The 16735-nt window shown below is 60.7% G+C and carries 15 protein-coding genes; 3 read left to right on the forward strand and 12 right to left on the reverse strand.

All coding sequences use genetic code 11. From position 1 onward, the window contains the following. Positions 1-24: 24 nt before the first annotated feature. The 11 genes from B9Z49_RS16465 to B9Z49_RS16515 form a co-directional block, all read right to left on the reverse strand. Positions 25-855 (reverse strand): urease accessory protein UreD, encoded by an 831-nt coding sequence (locus B9Z49_RS16465; RefSeq protein WP_108354520.1) that lies wholly within the window; start codon positions 853-855, stop codon positions 25-27. Between the two features lie 12 nt (positions 856-867). Next, positions 868-1635 (reverse strand): ABC transporter permease, encoded by a 768-nt coding sequence (locus B9Z49_RS16470; protein ID WP_108354521.1) that lies wholly within the window; start codon positions 1633-1635, stop codon positions 868-870. A 13-nt stretch (positions 1636-1648) separates the two neighbouring features. Then, complete coding sequence (locus tag B9Z49_RS16475) at positions 1649-2467, reverse strand: ABC transporter ATP-binding protein (RefSeq protein WP_108354522.1); 819 nt, start codon at positions 2465-2467, stop codon at positions 1649-1651. 124 nt (positions 2468-2591) lie between these two features. Next, positions 2592-3626 (reverse strand): ABC transporter substrate-binding protein, encoded by a 1035-nt coding sequence (locus tag B9Z49_RS16480; protein ID WP_108354523.1) that lies wholly within the window; start codon positions 3624-3626, stop codon positions 2592-2594. A gap of 183 nt (positions 3627-3809) precedes the next feature. Next, positions 3810-6110, reverse strand: a complete 2301-nt coding sequence (locus tag B9Z49_RS16485; RefSeq protein ID WP_108354524.1) for an NADP-dependent malic enzyme — start codon at positions 6108-6110, stop codon at positions 3810-3812. A gap of 158 nt (positions 6111-6268) precedes the next feature. Further along, complete coding sequence (locus B9Z49_RS16490) at positions 6269-7750, reverse strand: nucleobase:cation symporter-2 family protein (protein ID WP_108354525.1); 1482 nt, start codon at positions 7748-7750, stop codon at positions 6269-6271. A 199-nt stretch (positions 7751-7949) separates the two neighbouring features. Further along, positions 7950-8792, reverse strand: coding sequence for a phytanoyl-CoA dioxygenase family protein (locus B9Z49_RS16495; protein ID WP_108354526.1), 843 nt, complete (start codon positions 8790-8792; stop codon positions 7950-7952). A 2-nt stretch (positions 8793-8794) separates the two neighbouring features. Further along, positions 8795-10060, reverse strand: coding sequence for a M20/M25/M40 family metallo-hydrolase (locus tag B9Z49_RS16500; protein ID WP_108354527.1), 1266 nt, complete (start codon positions 10058-10060; stop codon positions 8795-8797). Continuing rightward, positions 10057-11832, reverse strand: a complete 1776-nt coding sequence (gene uraD, locus B9Z49_RS16505; RefSeq protein WP_108354528.1) for a 2-oxo-4-hydroxy-4-carboxy-5-ureidoimidazoline decarboxylase — start codon at positions 11830-11832, stop codon at positions 10057-10059. The genes B9Z49_RS16500 and uraD overlap by 4 nt, the downstream gene beginning before the upstream one ends. A gap of 119 nt (positions 11833-11951) precedes the next feature. Further along, positions 11952-12902 (reverse strand): allantoinase PuuE, encoded by a 951-nt coding sequence (gene puuE, locus B9Z49_RS16510; protein ID WP_108354529.1) that lies wholly within the window; start codon positions 12900-12902, stop codon positions 11952-11954. Between the two features lie 27 nt (positions 12903-12929). Beyond that, the gene (locus B9Z49_RS16515) at positions 12930-13595 is read right to left on the reverse strand and encodes a GntR family transcriptional regulator (RefSeq protein WP_108354530.1); all 666 of its coding nucleotides are present in this window, start codon (positions 13593-13595) and stop codon (positions 12930-12932) included. A gap of 168 nt (positions 13596-13763) precedes the next feature. Here B9Z49_RS16515 and uraH point away from each other — a divergent pair, with 168 nt between their 5' ends. Beyond that, a complete protein-coding gene (gene uraH / locus B9Z49_RS16520; protein WP_108354531.1) occupies positions 13764-14117 on the forward strand; it encodes a hydroxyisourate hydrolase in 354 nt (117 codons plus the stop codon). A 60-nt stretch (positions 14118-14177) separates the two neighbouring features. Here the strand turns inward: uraH and B9Z49_RS16525 are convergent, their stop codons facing one another. Next, a complete protein-coding gene (locus B9Z49_RS16525; protein WP_108354532.1) occupies positions 14178-14996 on the reverse strand; it encodes a PPK2 family polyphosphate kinase in 819 nt (272 codons plus the stop codon). 146 nt (positions 14997-15142) lie between these two features. On the opposite strand from B9Z49_RS16525, the gene B9Z49_RS16530 reads away from it, so the two are divergent. Further along, a complete protein-coding gene (locus B9Z49_RS16530; RefSeq protein ID WP_158273526.1) occupies positions 15143-15724 on the forward strand; it encodes a thermonuclease family protein in 582 nt (193 codons plus the stop codon). 80 nt (positions 15725-15804) lie between these two features. After that, on the forward strand, positions 15805-16707 hold the full coding sequence (locus B9Z49_RS16535) for a crotonase/enoyl-CoA hydratase family protein (RefSeq protein ID WP_108354534.1): 903 nt from the start codon (positions 15805-15807) through the stop codon (positions 16705-16707). Positions 16708-16735: the final 28 nt, after the last annotated feature.

Genomic DNA, 16735 nt, shown 5'->3' on the forward strand with positions numbered 1-16735 from the left:
TGGCTCAAATCAATTGGCTCCATCTCACAGATTCCACAGCCTTGGCACAGCCCCCGGCAAGCCCCACATCTCGCGGCGCCACGCGGCCCACACCTGCCTTAGCAGCAGCACGGCTGGCTCGGTTAACGGTGAGAGGGTGCGCAGCACAATGACTTGTTTGTGCGGTGAGGTGGCGCCTGCAGTCAGGCGCAGTTCAGACGCTTCGAGCAGCGTGCGAGCACAGGCCAGGGCCCGTTCGATGCGCTCGTCGGCGATGGCGCTGCCCGCCGCAAACACCAGCGTGGCCATGCAGCGCTGGCCAGCCAGGCCCAGGGGGCTGTTCATCAGTCGGGTGTCGGTGGCCTTCAGGGTGCCGCGCTCCAACCACACACCGGAAATCTCCAGGTGTTGGCGAAACGTGCCTTGCACAAAGGGGAAATCAGCTACGGGCAAGCCTAAGGCGGTGATATCCCAGGCCATCATTTCTGCCCCGGGGGCGAGCTCAAACACGGCGCGGTTGAGGGCATCACAGCCGTTGTAGGCAATGGCTTCGAGCGGCAACCATTCCAGCCGAGCTTCGGCCTCCAAACGCGCATGCACTTGCTGGGTGGCCAGCCCGGCTTCAGACCGGTAAAAGCGCGTGGCACCGGGCGTGGTGATCAGACCATGCGCCCCTGATGCGACAGTGACTTGTATGTCGAGTGTGTCGCCACCCACCAGACCGCTGGGCGGGTGCACCAGCACGTTGTGGCAAACCGTATCGCCTTCAGGGTAGAGGCTTTGCAGGATGCGCAGCGGCCCCTTGTGCAGGTATCGGGCAACGCTGCGGTTGGACTCCAGCGTGTAGTCAAGCTTCAGGCTGGCGTGCCAGGTCATGACGACTTGGCCTTATTCGCCTTGCGAGCTGCGATGCGCCCAGCCGGTGGTGCGCTTTTCGATGTAGCTGAACAGCTCATACATGAGCATGGCCATCGCGCCGACCACGACCAAGCCAGAAAATGCCAAGCCCATTTGCATGGCCGAGCCCGCCGAGATCAGCAGGTAGCCGATGCCTTCGTTCGATGCGGTCATCTCGGACACTGTGGTGCCCACAAAGGCCAAAGTGATGGCCACTTTGAGTGAACCGTAAAAGTAAGGCATGGATCGGGGCAGGCCGACTTTGACCAGCACGTCCCAGCGCTTGGCACCCAGCACGCGCAGCACGTCTTCCAGCTCAGGCTCCAGCGTGGCCAGACCTGTGGCGATGTTCACCATGATCGGGAAGAAGCTGATCAGGAAGGCCGTCAAGATGGCGGGGCCGATGCCGATTCCGAACCACACCACCAAGATGGGCACGAAGGCGGCTTTGGGCAGGGCGTTGAAGGCGGTCATGAGCGGGTACACGGCGGCATAGGCCAAGCGTGAGCTGCCAATGATGAAGCCGAGCAACACGCCCACCACGATGGCAATGCCAAAGCCGACCATGGTCACCCAATAGGTGCGCCAGGCGTGGCCCGCGATCACGTCGCGGTATTCGATGGTTTGCTGTGCGATGCGCGAGGGGCTGGGGAAGATGAATTCCGACACGTTGAAGGCGCGGCACAGGCCTTCCCAAATCAGGATGCTCAGCAGCAGCAAAATCCAGGGCGACCAGCTTTCGAGGGATTTTTTGTTCATGAGGGGCTCCCGCTTATTGGTTGATCGCTGCACCGGTTTTGCGCATGGCACCGATGTGACCGCGCAGCTCGTGCACGATGTTGGTGAATTCAGGGGTGTAGGTGATCTCCAGGTCGCGCGGACGCGGCAGGTCGACTTCTTTTTTGACGACAAAGCGGCCGGGGCTCTTGCTCATCACGTACACCGTGTCGGCCAAAAACACCGATTCGCGCAGGTCGTGCGTGACCAAGATCACGTTGAACTTTTGCTCGGTCCACAGGTCGCGCAAGATGCACCAGAGCTCTTCACGCGTGAATGCGTCGAGCGCGCCGAAGGGTTCGTCGAGCAGCAGCATTTTGGGCTCATGGATCAAGGCGCGGCAGATGCTGGCGCGTTGCTGCATGCCGCCCGACAGTTGCCAGGGGAACTTGTCTTCATAGCCGCCCAAGCCCACGGTGTTCAGCAGCTTGCGGGCGCGTTCTGCGTACTCGGCTTTTTTCTGTTTGAAGTTCGTGCGGTAAGGCTCCACGATCTCCAAGGGCAGCAAGACGTTGTCGAGCGTGGTGCGCCAAGGCAAGAGCGACGAGGCTTGAAACGCCATGCCACTGATCTTGAGTGGGCCGGTCACCGGCTGTCCGTCGACCAGGATGCGGCCTTTGCTGGGCATCTTCAGGCCGGTGGTCAACTTCATGAAGGTGGACTTGCCGCAGCCCGATGGCCCGACGATGGCGATGAACTCGCCTTGTTTGACCTGCAGATTGATGTCTTCCACCGCAAAGTGGTTTTCGGCCAGCAACTCGTCGTTGTAGGCCAGCCAGACATTCTGGAAATCAACGAATGATTCTTGGGTCATGGTGAAAGCTTAAAAAATGGTGTTCGATAGTGTATACACATTGCGTCCTGTAAAAGCCCACCGACCTGTGCAGGTTTTGGTGGGCTCGGAACGCCGGGACCTCATGCCCGATGCTGACGCTGATTTACTTCTTGGCTTTGGGCAGGATGTCCAGCTCTTTGGCTGTGGGCAGGAAGGAGCCGTTCCAAATGTCTTCGGATTTGACGCGGGTCTTGGTGTTGAAGGCGTCAGACACTTGCGATGCCATCAGCGTCATGCGGGGCGCGTTGATCTGGCCAAAGCCTTCGGCGCGTGCCGAGGGGCTGTTGATCACGGTGTCAATCGCCAGTTGCAAGCGGCGGGTTTCCAGGGCCACGTTGATGATGCCGTCACGTGCCTTGACCGTCTCAATGGCTTTGGCCGGGTCGGCGATCACATCCTTGGCGCCCTTGGTGAAGGCGGCCAAGAACGCTTTCACGGCGGCAGGGTTTTCTTTCAGGATCTTGGGCGAGGCGATGATCGCGTTGCCATAGAGCTTGACGCCGAAGTCGGGGTACTGCATGACGACCACGTCTTCGGCTTTAACGCCACGCGCTTCGATGTTGAGCAGCGAGGTAAAGGTAAAGCCAGTGATGGCGTCCACATCGCCGCGCACCAACATGGTTTCACGCAGAGGTGGGTCCATGGCGGTCCATGCGACGTTTTGCACGTCGTTGGCCTTGGCAAAAATCGGGAAGGCACGACGGCCAGCGTCAAACACCGGAGCGCCCAGCTTTTTGCCGGCCAAATCGGCGGGGGTCTTGATGCCGGACTTCTTCAAAGCCATCACCGAAGCGGGGGTGTTGTTGTAGACCATCATGATGGCCACAGGCTTGTTGGGCGCGTCGGGGTTGTTGGCGTGGAATTCCATCAGGGCAGCCAGGTCGGCAAATCCCAGGTCATAAGTGCCAGAAGCCACACGGGTGACCGCACCACCAGAGCCGTTGCCCGAGTCCACCGTCACATCAAGCTTGGCGTCTTTGAAATAACCTTTGGCAACGGGCAGCAAAAAGAAGGCCGAGGGGCCTTCAAAGCGCCAGTCCATCTGGAATTTGATGGGGGTGGTTTGGGCTTGTGCGGTGCCAAAAGCGGCAACTGCGGCCAATGCGGCGGTGGCCTTGAGTAAGAAACGTTTGTTCATGAGGGGCTCCAGGTTCAAAGAAACGGTAAATCTTGTATAGCAAATTCGGTGCCTATTATCGGCCATGGTCTTGACGTCGCTAGTCAGGTTGTACCCCTAGAAACCCCCTATTTTGGTTCCAGGCTGGTTCTGGCTTGGCACCAAAATGGGGAATTCGTGGGACCTTTGTAGGGCTTTGGGGGCTCAGCTGTGGGCCTGGGCTACCGCCAGTGCCGTCATGTTGAGCACCCGGCGTACCGTGGCCGCAGGGGTCAGGATGTGCGCAGTGCCGGCTGTACCCATCAGGATCGGGCCTACCGTCACGCCGCCGCTGGTGGTGGTTTTCAGCACGTTGTACAAAATGTTGGCCGCATCCAGGTTGGGACAGACCAGCAAATTCGCCGAGCCGCTGAGCGTGCTGTCTTCCAGGTAAACATTGCGGATTTCGGGCTGCAATGCCGCATCGCCGTGCAGCTCGCCATCGCATTCGATGTCGGGGTGCTGCGCCACAAACAGGTCACGCGCCAGACGCATCTTGCGGGCCGATGCGCGCTTGGACGAGCCATAGCTGGAGTGCGAAAGGAAAGCCACTTTGGGCACAATGCCAAAGCGTTGAATCTCTTTGACCGCCATGGCCGCGATTTCGGCAAGCTGGTCGGCGCTCGGGTCTTCGTTGACATAGGTGTCGGTGATGAACAGTGGCCCCAAGTCACTCACGAGTGCGTTCACGGCAGCGTAATTGGTCGCACCTGCGCGTTTGCCCAAAATGCTATCGATGCGCTCCAGGTGCGTCATGTAGCTGCCGGTCAGGCCGCAAATCAGGCTATCGGCATCGCCCAGCGACACCATCAACGCACCAATGATGGTGTTGGAGCGGCGCACCGCTGCCTTGGCCACCGCGGGCGTGGCCCCGTGGCGCTTCATCAGCTGGTGGTAGTGCTCCCAATACTGCCGAAATCTGACGTCGTCTTCTGGGTTCACGTTGTCCACATCAACCCCTAGGCGCATGCGCAGCCCGGCTTTTTCGATGCGTGCGGCGATCACGCTGGGGCGGCCGATCAGGATGGGGTGGGCCAGTTGGTCATCGATGGCCATTTGGGCGGCACGCAGCGCGCGCTCGTCTTCGCCATCGGCATAGGCCACGCGCTTGTCGGCTTGGGGCACGGCCTTGGCGGCGTTGAAAATGGGGCGCATCAACAAACCGGTTTGTGAAACAAAGCTTTGCAGCTGTTGGCGGTAAGCGTCCATGTCGGTGATGGGGCGCGTGGCCACACCCGAGTCGGCAGCAGCCTGCGCCACGGCAGGCGCAATGCGCAAGATCAGGCGCGAATCAAAGGGCGTGGGGATCAGGTAGTCGCGCCCAAAAGACAGCTCTTTGCCAGCATAGGCGCTGGCCACTTCTTCACTGATGTCGGCCTTGGCCAGATCGGCGATCTGGCGCACGCAGGCCAGCTTCATGGCCTCGGTGATTTTGGTCGCACCGCAGTCCAAGGCACCTCGGAAGATGTAGGGGAAGCAAAGCACGTTGTTGACCTGGTTCGGGTAGTCCGAACGGCCGGTGGCGATGATGCAATCCGGGCGGGCGGCTTTGGCCAGCTCAGGCCGGATCTCGGGCTCGGGGTTGGCCAGCGCCAGGATCACCGGGTCACGGGCCATGGTCTTGATCATGTCCACCGTCATCACGCCGGGGGCTGAGCAGCCCAGGAACACGTCGGCCCCGTTGACGGCGTCGGCCAGGGTGCGGGCGTCGGTCTTTTGGGCGTAGCGTGCTTTGGATTCGTCGTAGCCACCGGGGCGGCCTTCGTAGATCACGCCCTTGGAGTCGCACACAAAAATGTTCTCGACCTTCACGCCCAAGCCCACCATCACATCCAGGCAGGCGATGGATGCAGCGCCTGCGCCCGACACGGCCAGCTTGATGCTGCCGATGTCCTTGCTCACCAGCTCCAGGCCGTTGAGCATGGCTGCCGAGGCGATGATGGCGGTGCCGTGCTGGTCATCGTGAAAGACCGGAATGTTCATGCGCTCGCGCAGCTTCTTCTCGATGTAGAAGCACTCGGGGGCCTTGATGTCTTCGAGGTTGATGCCGCCTAAAGTGGGCTCCATGGCGGCAATGATGTCCACCAGCTTGTCCGGGTCGCGCTCGGCCAGCTCGATGTCGAACACGTCGATGCCCGCGAACTTCTTGAACAGGCAGCCCTTGCCCTCCATGACCGGCTTGGCTGCCAGCGGTCCGATATCGCCCAGGCCCAGCACGGCCGTGCCGTTGGTGATCACCGCCACCAGGTTGCCACGCGAGGTGTAGTCAAACGCTTTGGACGGGTCGGCCTCGATGTCCAGGCAGGGGTAAGCCACACCGGGCGAATAGGCCAGCGAGAGGTCGCGCTGGTTGGACAGTGGCTTGGTCGGGTTGACCGAGACCTTGCCCCGTGTGGGAAAGCGGTGGTAATCGCGGGCCGCATCGCGCAGGGCTTCTTCGGCGGGGGACAGTGGTTTTTGGCTCATGGAAGGTGTCTCTTTTGCTCAGGAAAAGGAATCAATGAGAAAGCGTAACCTATTTGGCGTGTACAAGACCATGCGGATTACCTGCATAAAAAGCAAAAAAGCCAAGCGCTGGGCTTGGCTTTTGCGGTCTTTGTGACGCTGTTCAGCGTTCAGTGGACTCAGTGCGAATCGGCTTGTTTGGCCGCTTCGACGGCTTCGCTGCTGTCGCCGTTGGCGCCATTGAAGTACAGGTTCAAGAGCACGGCGCTGATGGAGGCCAGCAAAATGCCCGACTCGATCAGTGGGTGGATGCTGTGCGGCATCCACTGCAGGTAGCGCGGGGCAATCAATGGGATCATGCCAAAGCCGATCGAGATGGCCACGATGAACAGGTTGTTGCGGTTGCCCTTGTAGTCCACGTTGGCCAGGATGCGGATGCCGGTGGCAGCCACCATGCCGAACATCACCAAGCCCGCACCGCCCAACACAAAGGTGGGCAGCGACTCGACCAGAGCCGCCATTTTGGGCAGCAGCCCCAGCACGATCAGGATCACACCACCGGCCACGCAGACGAAGCGGCTTTTCACGCCCGTCACACCCACCAGGCCCACGTTTTGCGAGAAGCTGGTGTAGGGGAAGGTGTTGAAGATACCGCCGATCAAGGTGCCCAGACCATCGGTGCGCAGACCTGCGGTGAGCATTTTTTGATCGACTTTTTTGCCCGTCAGATCGCCCAAGGCGAGGAACATGCCGGTCGACTCGATCATCACCACGATCATCACCAAGGTCATGGTCAGGATCAGGATCGGGTCAAAGACGGGGGCGGCAATTTCGAAGGGCAGCACCAAGTCAAACCAGCCGGCTTTGCCGACTTTGTCGAACGTCATGAGGCCAGCGGCCGTGGCCACTACGCCACCGATCACGATGCCCAACAGCACCGAAATGTTGGCCACAAAGCCACGGGCGTACTTGGCAATCAACAAAATGGACACCAACACAATGGCAGCGATGCCGATGTGCGACAGCTGCGCGTACTTGGGGTTGGGCACCGAGCCCACGATGTTCATGCCTGCAGGCACCGGGGGCACTGCGCCTGAGCTGGCGGCTTGTTTGGCGGCATCGAGCCAAGCCAGGTGTTCCAGGTTGGGGATGCTGGGGGCTGTGGGGCCGAAGGGGTTGCCAAAAATCCAGTTGATGCCCACACGCATCAAGCTGATGCCAATGACGGCAATGATGGTGCCCGTGACCACAGGCGGGAAAAACCGCAGCATGCGGCTGACGATGGGCGCAATCAAGATGGAGATTACCCCCGCGCCAATGATGGCCCCGAAGATCAGCCCCGCGCCTTGCACGCCCGGGTTGTTGTTGGCCATGGCCACCATGGGGGCCACAGACGCAAACGTCACGCCCATCATCACGGGCAGCTTGATGCCAAACCACTGTGTGGCGCCGAGCGATTGGATCAGCGTGACGATGCCGCAGCAAAACAGGTCGGCTGAGATCAGCATCGCCACTTGCTCGGGGCTGAGCTTGAGGGCGCGGCCCACGATCAGGGGCACGGCCACCGCGCCGGCATACATCACCAGCACATGTTGCAGGCCCAAAGCGGCGAGCTTGCCATTGGGCAAATGCTCGTCAACGGGGTGGATGGTTGAACTCATGGAGGGGTCTCCTGAAAAGTAAACAGAGGGGAAAACTGCAAAAAAAACTAAATGTGTGCTTCTTTGTGTTCCAAACTGTACACAAAATAGAATGCGATGTGGATGCGTGAAAACCCTGTGTATTCAAGGTCAATGGCCCCGGACGCAAAAAACCGCCTGAACCCCGAAGGGCGGCGGCTTTCAGTGCACGCTGGTCAACTCAAACCGACATCAGCGGAAACAGCGCATGGTCCATCGGTACCCCGGCGGGCAGTTCCTGGTCCAGCCCGGGGAAGGGCGGCGAGGTAACCCAGGGCCTTGGCGCGTGAGTCATGTCGTCGCCCAAAAAGCGCACCGAGTACACACGCCTGCGCTGAGTTCCGTCCACCCCGGCCGATGCGTGCAGGCTGAGCATGTGAAAACACACCAAATCACCCGGCTGCAAGTCCCAGCCGAGGATGGGGAAGTCTTCGCGGTGCTTGTCGATGTCGGGCAACTCGGTCAGCGAGCCTTCGGGGAACCATTTGGCCTGGTTGCTCATGAAGGTGCGTGGCATGAGCCAAGGGCCACGGTGTGAGCCCGCGACAAACTCCAGCGTGGACGGCCGGGACACCGGGTCCACCGGAATCCAGAAGCTGATGTTTTGCAGGCCGTCCACGTTGTAATAGGGCTGGTCTTGGTGCCAAGGCGTGCGCTGGCGCGTGCCGGGTTCCTTGACCAACAGGTGGTCGTGGTACAGGCGCACCGTCTGGCTTTGCATCAGGCGCTGCGCCAGTGCGGCCAGGGGCGTGTCGAAGATGAAGCGCTTGTACGGCGGGATGCCCTGCCAGTTGCAAAAGTCTTCAAAAAACCGCCCCGGATCGTCTGGCCGACTGGCCACCATGCCGCGCGGGCTGGGGTGGGCCAGGTTGGCCTCGATGCCGTCCCGCAGCAGGGCCACTTCTTCGGGCGTGAACAAGTTGCGGATGCACACCGCGCCATCGCGCTGGTAGTTGGCCACGTCCTGGTCGGTGGTGCAGGCCTGCACACGCTGGCGCAGGGTTTCAAGCCGCGGCGCGCTCATGTTCAGGCCAACAAATCCAGCAACGTTCGTGCGATCACCTTGGTCGCCCGGCGCAGGTCTTCCAGCTCGACATGCTCATCGGCACGTTTGGCGTTGGATTCGAGCACGGTGCGCGGGCCTGCGCCGTAGATCACGCCGGGGATGCCGCGCTCCACATACAGGCGCACGTCGGTGTAAAGCGGTGTGCCGATGGCGGGGATGGGTTCACCAAAGACTTGGCCGCCGTGTTTCTGGATCGCGTCCACCAGTGGCTTATTGCCGGGCAGGGGTTTCATGGCATTGGCCAGCAGCATGCGGCGCACATCCACTTTCAGCACATGGCCACCGCGTGGCGGCTTGAAGCTGGCGGCGGCGTCGGCAATGGTTTTGCGGATGCTGGCCTCGACTTCGGCCGGGTTCTCTTCGGGGATCATGCGGCGGTCGAGCTTGAAGCCGACTTTGCCGGGTACCACGTTGGTGTTGGTGCCGCCTTCGATCAGGCCCACGTTCAGATAGGGGTGGCTGATGCCCTCGACCTTGGAGGTGACTTTCAGGTATTGCGTGTTGAGGGCGAGCAGGGCATTCAAGATGTGCACCGCACCTTGCAGCGCGTCGGTGCCGCTGTCAGGAATGGCCGCGTGCGACATCTCGCCTTGGACGGTGACTTCCATTTGTAGGCAGCCGTTGTGCGCGGTGACCACTTGGTAGCTGAAGCCTGCGGCGATCATCAAATCGGGCTTGGTCAGGCCTTTGGCCAGCAGCCAGCCGGGGCCTATTTCGCCGCCAAACTCTTCGTCGTAGGTGAAGTGCAGTTCCACGCCACCCTTCAGCTTGGCATTGAGCGATTCAAGCGCCCGCGTGGCAAAGGTGAAGGTGGAGAAGTCGCACTTGCTCACGGCGGTGGCGCGGCCATACATGGCGCCGTTGTGGATTTCGCCGCCGTAGGGCGGGTGCGTCCAGCCTTCGCCGGGCGGCACCACGTCACCGTGCGCGTTCAGGGCAATGGTTTTGCCTTCGCCGTACTTTCTGCGCACGATCAGGTTCGTGACGGACTCCAGGCCGTAGGCTTTGACTTCGGAGGCAGGCACAGGGTGCTTTTCTGCGTCAAAGCCCATGGGTGCCAGCAGCTCGGCGGTGCGCTCGGCGTGGGGCGCGTTGTTGCCGGGTGGGGTGTCGGTGGGCACTTGCACCAGGGCCTGCAAAAACTTGACCTGTTCGTCAAAATGCGCGTCGATCCAGGTGTCGAGTTGTTGGTATTGTTGTTCGTGGTTGACGTTGGGGGCGCTCATGACAATTCCGTTGTAAGTTGGTTCAAAACATGGGTGAAGGCGTCGACGCACAGCTGCATGTCGTCGCTGGTGGTCGATTCGCGTGGGTTGTGGCTGATGCCCCCGTTTTCGCCCCGCACAAACAACATGGCTTGCGGCATGACTTCGTGCAGCTTCATCGCGTCGTGGCCTGCGCCGCTGGGCAGTTTGAACAGCGGTACGCCCAATGCGCCCACGGCGCGTTCCCAAAGGGCTTGCCACTCGGGGGCGCTGGGGGCCGCGTCGGCGCTCATGGTCAGCTCGGCTTTGACGCGCACGCCACGGCGTTCGGCAATCTGGTTGAGTTGGCTCATCACATCCGCCACCAGCGCGTCGCGCTGTGCGTCGGTGGGGGCGCGCATGTCCAGGCTGAAAGTGCAGCGGCCGGGCACCACGTTGATGGAGCCGTTGGGCACTTGCAGTTGGCCAATGGTGCCCACACTGTCGCCGTCTTGGGCGGCGCGTTGCTCCATGTACAGCGCCAATTCGGCCACGGCGCAGGCCGCGTCGCGGCGGCGGTCCATGGGGGTGGTGCCTGCGTGGCTGGCGGTGCCAATCACTTCGCACAGGTAACGCACGCTGCCGTTGATGGACGTGACCACGCCCAGCGGGATGTTCACTTCGTTGAGTACTGGGCCTTGTTCGATGTGCACTTCGACAAAGCCGAGGTACTGCGCCGGGTCGCGCTGGATTTTGGGGATGTCGTCGATGCAAAGGCCCGCGTTTTGCATGGCTGCGCGCATGGTGATGCCATCGGCGTCTTGCTGGTCCAGCCAAGCAGGGTTGAATTGGCCAATGAGCGCGCCAGAGCCCAAGAAGGTGGCTTTGTAGCGTTGGCCTTCTTCTTCGGCAAAGGCCACGACTTCGATGCCGAAAGGCAGACGCTTGGCTTGCTGGTGCAGCTGCTGCACGCAGGCCATGGGCACAAAGATGCCCAAGCGCCCGTCGTACTTGCCGCCGTTGCGCACGGTGTCGTAGTGGCTGCCTGTCATGAGGTATTTGCCGCCTGTTGTGGCCGGGTGGTAGCGGCCCACCACGTTGCCCACCGCGTCGGTATAAACCTCGTCAAAACCGCAGTCGCGCATGTTTTTCATGATGCGCTGGGCGCAGGCGCGGTGCGCGTCGGTCAGGTACGTGACGGTAAGTTGGCCCACTTCAGCAAAGCCAGGGTCGCTGTGCTGTGCCAGTTGTTCTTGCCAGTCCCAGACCTGGTGGCCCAGCGCGGGTGCCACACCAAATTTGTCATTCAGGCGGATTTCGGCGATGCGGTGGATGTTGCGCAAACACTCTTGCAACTCCATATCGGGGTGGCCGAAAAGGCGGCGCTCGAAGGCATCGATGATCTGTTTTTTACTCAAGCCCAAGCCACGCGGGCCGCGCACGGCCAAGATGAAGGGCCACCCAAATTTGGCGTTGTAGTCGGCGTTGAGTTTTTGGATTTTGGCGAACTCTTCGGGCGTGCAATCGGTCAGGCCCGCCTTGGATTGTTCGTTGGTCGACTCGGCCGTCAGAGTCTTGCTGACCATGGCCTTGCCCGCTAGCTCGGGGTGAGCCCGGATCAGGCCCAGCTGCGCGTCGCGTCCGGCGTGTGCCAGCACTTCGCACATGGCGTGCTTGAGGTGTGCCAGCGATGTGAAAGGGCGTTCATTGAGCGCTTGCTCGGCGATCCATGGCGAGTGCTCGTACAGGCCGTCGAGCATTTGCGCGGCGTCAGCTGGAGACGCGCTGTTGAGTTGTTCAAGTGTCAAGGACATGGGTGTTTCCGTGCAGGGTTGAATAGGCAGTTGTCTTTTTATAGGAGCCCACCCTGTGGGCGATGTGTTCGGTGGTGGTCCACTAACTATCGCGCACGGGGTGCGCTCCCACAATTCGTTCACTCGGTATACGGGTGTGTTGCCTTCCAATGTCGCGCAATGTCGAGGCGCCTGGCCACCCACACCTTGTCGTGCGACTGGATGTGGTCCAAAAAGCGCTGCAGCGCGGTGATGCGCCCCGGGCGGCCGAGCAGGCGGCAGTGCATGCCAATGCTCATCATCTTGGGGGCGTTGTCACCATTGGGGTCACCTTCTGCGTAAAGCGCGTCAAATGTGTCCTTCATGTACTGGAAAAATGGGTCGGCGTGCGAATAGCCTTGGGGCAGCGCAAAGCGCATGTCGTTGCAGTCCAGGGTGTAGGGCACGATGAGCTGCGGCACGTCGGTGCCGTCTGATTTGCGCACCTTCATCCATAACGGCAGGTCGTCGCCGTAGTAGTCGCTGTCGTACTCAAAGCCGCCAAAATCGGCCACCAAGCGGCGCGTATTGGGGCTGTCGCGCCCCGTGTACCAGCCCAAGGGGCGCTCACCGGTCAGCTTTTGAATGATCTCCATGGCCTCGGCCATGTGGGCGCGTTCGGTGGCCTCGTCGATGTGCTGGTAGTGAATCCACTTGAGGCCGTGGCAAGCGATGTCGTAACCGAGCTCCTTGAATGCTGCAGTCAACTCGGGGTGCCTTTGAAGCGAGGTGGCCACGCCAAACACCGTGAGTGGCAGGCCACGCTTTTCAAACTCGCGCAGGATGCGCCACACGCCTGCACGCGAGCCGTATTCGTAGATGCCTTCCATGCTGATGTGCCGCTCGGGGAAGGACGGAGGGTTGAACATTTCAGACAGAAATTGCTCGGAACCCGCATCGCCGTGCAGTACCGAGTTTTCGCCGCCTTCTTCGTAGTTCAGCACAAACTGCACGGCCACGCGGGCGCCACCGGGCCATTGGGCGTGCGGCACATGGCGGCCGTAGCCCATCAGGTCGCGGGGGTAGGGGAGGGTGGAGTCGTAGGTGCTCATGCTGTGCTCTTGCGGGTGCTCAAAGGTTCAGGCCAAGGCCAGGGAAATGTCGTGGGTGGGGACTTTGCGGTCAAAGGTCAAACTGGCTTCGACGTGCAGAAGGTGCTCGTGCATCAGGCGCACGGCCAACTCCGAGTCCTGCGCCTCCAGCGCGGCCACGATGGTCACATGCTCGTCGGTCGAGTGCTCGGCCTCGTTGCGCGACTGGTACATCAGCGTGATCAGGGCGCAGCGCGAGATCAATTCGCCCAGCACCTGGGCCAGCACATCGTTGTGCATCAACTCGGCCATGCGCACATGAAAGTCGCCCAGCAGTTCGGTGCGACCGGTGATGTCGCCTTGTTTCACGGCTTCACGCTCTTGTTTGATGTGTTCTCTCAGCGCCACGATTTGTTCGGGCGTGACCTGTTGCACAAAGGCGCGGGTCATCTCGGCCTCCAGCATGCGGCGTACCGCAAACACCTGTTGCGCTTCTTCGACCGAAGGGGCGGCCACAAAAGCGCCGCGTGCGGGCTCAAGTTTGATCAACCGGTTTTGCGACAACTGGAACAGCGCCTGTCGCACCAGCGTGCGCGACACACCAAAGTGGTCGGCCAGCTTTTGCTCGGCCAGCTTGGAACCGGGCAAAAGCCGATGCTCCACGATGGCGCGGGTCAGCGATTCGACGATGTGGTGCGTGGTGGAAGTTTCCATGTCTCGCGGTCCCTTTGGGGATGTACCCAGGTGTTTTTGTGTCGGTGGCGCAAATCATAGTCACCAAAAGCAAAATTGTATACACTTCAGTCGACCGGTTTGTAGGGCTTTTCAAAGCCTGGCCAAAACCACTCTTTTGACCCCTCTTCAAGACAAGCGAGCAACACCATGGGATTGAGTACACACGTTCTGGACACGATGCACGGCTGCCCTGCAGCGGGCATGCAGGTGGCCCTGTACACCACGCAAGGCGATCAGGCCACTTGGGTCAAAAGCTTCACCCTCAACCACGACGGGCGCAACCCCGACGGCATGCTCTACGACCACGCCAGCCTGCGCAAAGGCACTTACCGCTTGGTGTTCAATGTGAGCGACTACTTCAAGGCCAGAGGCGTGGAATTGCCAGAGCCTAACTTTTTGAACCAAGTGAGCCTGGATTTCGGCGTGGCCCACGAAGACCAGCACTACCATGTGCCGCTGCTGGCCAGCCCATGGAGTTATTCGACGTATCGCGGGTCCTGAATGCTAGCGGGGCATGTCCCGGTCTTGCGATCCCATCGGATCTGTTGAGCAGACGCGAACTCAAGTCAGTTTGACTTTGGACAGGTCAAAACTGGGTTTCGGGGTCTTCAGTTTCATGTTTTCCAGGGTTTGCACGATCAGCCCGGCCACGAAACTGTCCCGGTAAGGTTTGCTGTCGGCGGGCACCACGTACCACGGGGATTCTGGCGTGCTGGTGGCGCTCAGGGCCGCTTCGTAGGCCTGGGTGAATTGGGGCCACAGTTCACGGTCGGCAAAATCCGAAGGCTGCAGTTTCCAATGTTTGCGCGGGTCGTCCAGCCGGGCTTGCAGGCGTTTCTTTTGCTCGGATTTGGAAATGTGCAAGTAGCACTTCAATACGCTGATGCCCGAGTCTTGCAGCAAAGACTCGAAGTGCAGGATGTTGTCGTACCGTTGTTGGCAAGCTGCCTCGTCAATCATGCCCCGAACGCGGGTAACCAGCACATCTTCATAGTGGCTGCGGTTGAAAATTACCATTTCGCCGCGCGCTGGGGCTTTGGCGTGGATGCGCCACAAAAAGTCATGGCGGCTTTCCAGCTCAGTGGGCACGCCAAAGGCTTCGGCTCGCACGCCCAAGGGGCTGACGTGGCTGAAAACGCTGCGGATCACGCCGTCCTTGCCCGCAGTGTCCATGCCCTGAAACACGACGAGCAAGCCCCGGGTTTTGGCCGCGTGCAGGGTGCTTTGCAGTTTGTTGAGCTGTTCCCCCAATTCGACCAACTGCTCCTCTAATGCGCTGCCCGAGGGCAGCCCTTTGGAGGGGGGCTCGGTGTCAAAGCCCGAAAGTTTGCATTGGCTCTGGGGTGAGACAAACCAAGGGGTGAAGTCATTGTGTTGCATGGCGAAAGTGTAGGCACTTTGTCAGTCCCACCCCAGTGGTTGGCGCAGCGGTTCATTTTTGAGGCATTCAATTGGGGTCTCTTTCCCATTTTTGGCTTTGCACACGGGACTCACTCGGCTAAGCTGCTGCCATGTTGAGGTCTTTGATGTTCATTTTTACGATGGCTTTGTCGGCATGCGGCGGCGGGGACGGCGCGAGTTTTGCGCCTGCATCGGGCAACACGCATTGCGGTGTGAGCGTTGGCACCCTGCGCATATCAGGTGTGGTGACATCGGTGCACGACGGCGACACGATCACAGTGGGCGGCGAGTCGATTCGACTGGCCAGCATCGACGCCCCTGAGTTGGATCAGGCCTATGGCCCATCGTCACGGGCGCATTTGGCCGCCATGGTCTTGGGCCAGAGCGTCACCGTCACTTATGCCCAAAAAGACGCCTACGGCAGGGTGGTGGGCACTGTCTTCAAGTCCGATTGCAGCCAGGCCAACCTGAATCAAGTGACGTCGGGTGCGGCTTGGTATTACGAGGCCTATCAATGCGAAATTGACATTCGGCAACGCCAAGCCTATTCAGCAGCACACGCAGCAGCACGCACCGCCAAAATGGGTTTGTGGGTCAACGCTGCGGTGGCCCCTTGGGTGCACCGCAACGGGGTGGAGGCCAAAGTGCCCGCTTCTTGCCCCAATGGGGATGGGGCTTCGAATAAATCGGGATCTGACCCCGTTTGATGGCCCCGATTTATTGTCACGCTGGCGGCTGTCACCTTGACGCGACCGATCTAGCATCACCCTGCCAACCAGGAGACCGCATGCCCGATTTTTCTACTCTGAGTATCCAGCCCGACCCGGCCAACCCCCGCGTTGCGCGCCTGCTGCTCAACCGGCCGGAGCGCCTGAACGCCATCAACGAAGAGACGCCTCGGGAAATCCGCGCTGCAGTGGAGTGGGCGAACGCCGATCCCTCGATTCACGTCATTGTGGTCGAAGGCGCGGGCAAAGGTTTTTGCGGCGGCTATGACCTGAGCATTTTCGGAGAAGGTGCCATCGACCACCCTTGTCAGCAGGAGCGCACGCCATGGGACCCGATGGTCGACTATGCCTACATGAAGCGCAATACAGAGGACTTCATGAGCCTGTGGCGAAGCGCCAAACCGACCATTGCCAAGGTGCATGGCGCGGCGGTGGCTGGCGGCAGCGACATCGCGCTGTGCTGCGACCTGCTGGTCATGGCCGAGGACGCCCGCATCGGCTACATGCCCACCCGCGTCTGGGGTTGCCCCACCACGGCCATGTGGACCTACCGCCTGGGGCCCACGCGGGCCAAGCAGATGATGTTTACCGGCAATGTGATCGATGGGCGCACCGCCGCGGCGTGGGGCTTGGCCAACGAAGCGGTGCCTCAGAGCGAGCTGGAAACAGCCACGATGGCATTGGCCAGCCGCATCGCCAGTGTGCCGTCGAGTCACCTGGCCATGCACAAGATGGTGGTCAACCAGGTGATGCTGGCCATGGGCCTGGAGCAGAGCCAGCAAATGGCAACGGTCTTCGACGGCATCACGCGCCACAACCCCGAAGGCATGTGGTTCCGCCGCCATGCGCAGGACCAGGGCTTCAAGTCGGCCGTTCAGTGGCGCGACAGCGGTCAGCCGATTCCAGAGGGGGACGAAGCCCGTGCGCTGATTCGGGAAATGGATGCGCGGCGCCAGCCCTGAGCGTTTTAAAAAATCCCGCCAGCCCAGG

The organism is Limnohabitans sp. 2KL-51 (assembly GCF_003063645.1).
Taxonomy (GTDB): domain Bacteria; phylum Pseudomonadota; class Gammaproteobacteria; order Burkholderiales; family Burkholderiaceae_C; genus Limnohabitans_A.

Excerpts from the sequence above, each read along its gene's own strand:
- B9Z49_RS16465 (WP_108354520.1), bottom strand. The coding sequence starts at position 855 with ATGACCTGGCACGCCAGCCTGAAGCTTGACTACACGCTGGAGTCCAAC.
- B9Z49_RS16470 (WP_108354521.1), bottom strand. The coding sequence starts at position 1,635 with ATGAACAAAAAATCCCTCGAAAGCTGGTCGCCCTGGATTTTGCTGCTG.
- B9Z49_RS16475 (WP_108354522.1), bottom strand. The coding sequence starts at position 2,467 with ATGACCCAAGAATCATTCGTTGATTTCCAGAATGTCTGGCTGGCCTAC.
- B9Z49_RS16480 (WP_108354523.1), bottom strand. The coding sequence starts at position 3,626 with ATGAACAAACGTTTCTTACTCAAGGCCACCGCCGCATTGGCCGCAGTT.
- B9Z49_RS16485 (WP_108354524.1), bottom strand. The coding sequence starts at position 6,110 with ATGAGCCAAAAACCACTGTCCCCCGCCGAAGAAGCCCTGCGCGATGCG.
- B9Z49_RS16490 (WP_108354525.1), bottom strand. The coding sequence starts at position 7,750 with ATGAGTTCAACCATCCACCCCGTTGACGAGCATTTGCCCAATGGCAAG.
- B9Z49_RS16495 (WP_108354526.1), bottom strand. The coding sequence starts at position 8,792 with ATGAGCGCGCCGCGGCTTGAAACCCTGCGCCAGCGTGTGCAGGCCTGC.
- B9Z49_RS16500 (WP_108354527.1), bottom strand. The coding sequence starts at position 10,060 with ATGAGCGCCCCCAACGTCAACCACGAACAACAATACCAACAACTCGAC.
- uraD (WP_108354528.1), bottom strand. The coding sequence starts at position 11,832 with ATGTCCTTGACACTTGAACAACTCAACAGCGCGTCTCCAGCTGACGCC.
- puuE (WP_108354529.1), bottom strand. The coding sequence starts at position 12,902 with ATGAGCACCTACGACTCCACCCTCCCCTACCCCCGCGACCTGATGGGC.
- B9Z49_RS16515 (WP_108354530.1), bottom strand. The coding sequence starts at position 13,595 with ATGGAAACTTCCACCACGCACCACATCGTCGAATCGCTGACCCGCGCC.
- uraH (WP_108354531.1), top strand. The coding sequence starts at position 13,764 with ATGGGATTGAGTACACACGTTCTGGACACGATGCACGGCTGCCCTGCA.
- B9Z49_RS16525 (WP_108354532.1), bottom strand. The coding sequence starts at position 14,996 with ATGCAACACAATGACTTCACCCCTTGGTTTGTCTCACCCCAGAGCCAA.
- B9Z49_RS16530 (WP_158273526.1), top strand. The coding sequence starts at position 15,143 with ATGTTCATTTTTACGATGGCTTTGTCGGCATGCGGCGGCGGGGACGGC.
- B9Z49_RS16535 (WP_108354534.1), top strand. The coding sequence starts at position 15,805 with ATGCCCGATTTTTCTACTCTGAGTATCCAGCCCGACCCGGCCAACCCC.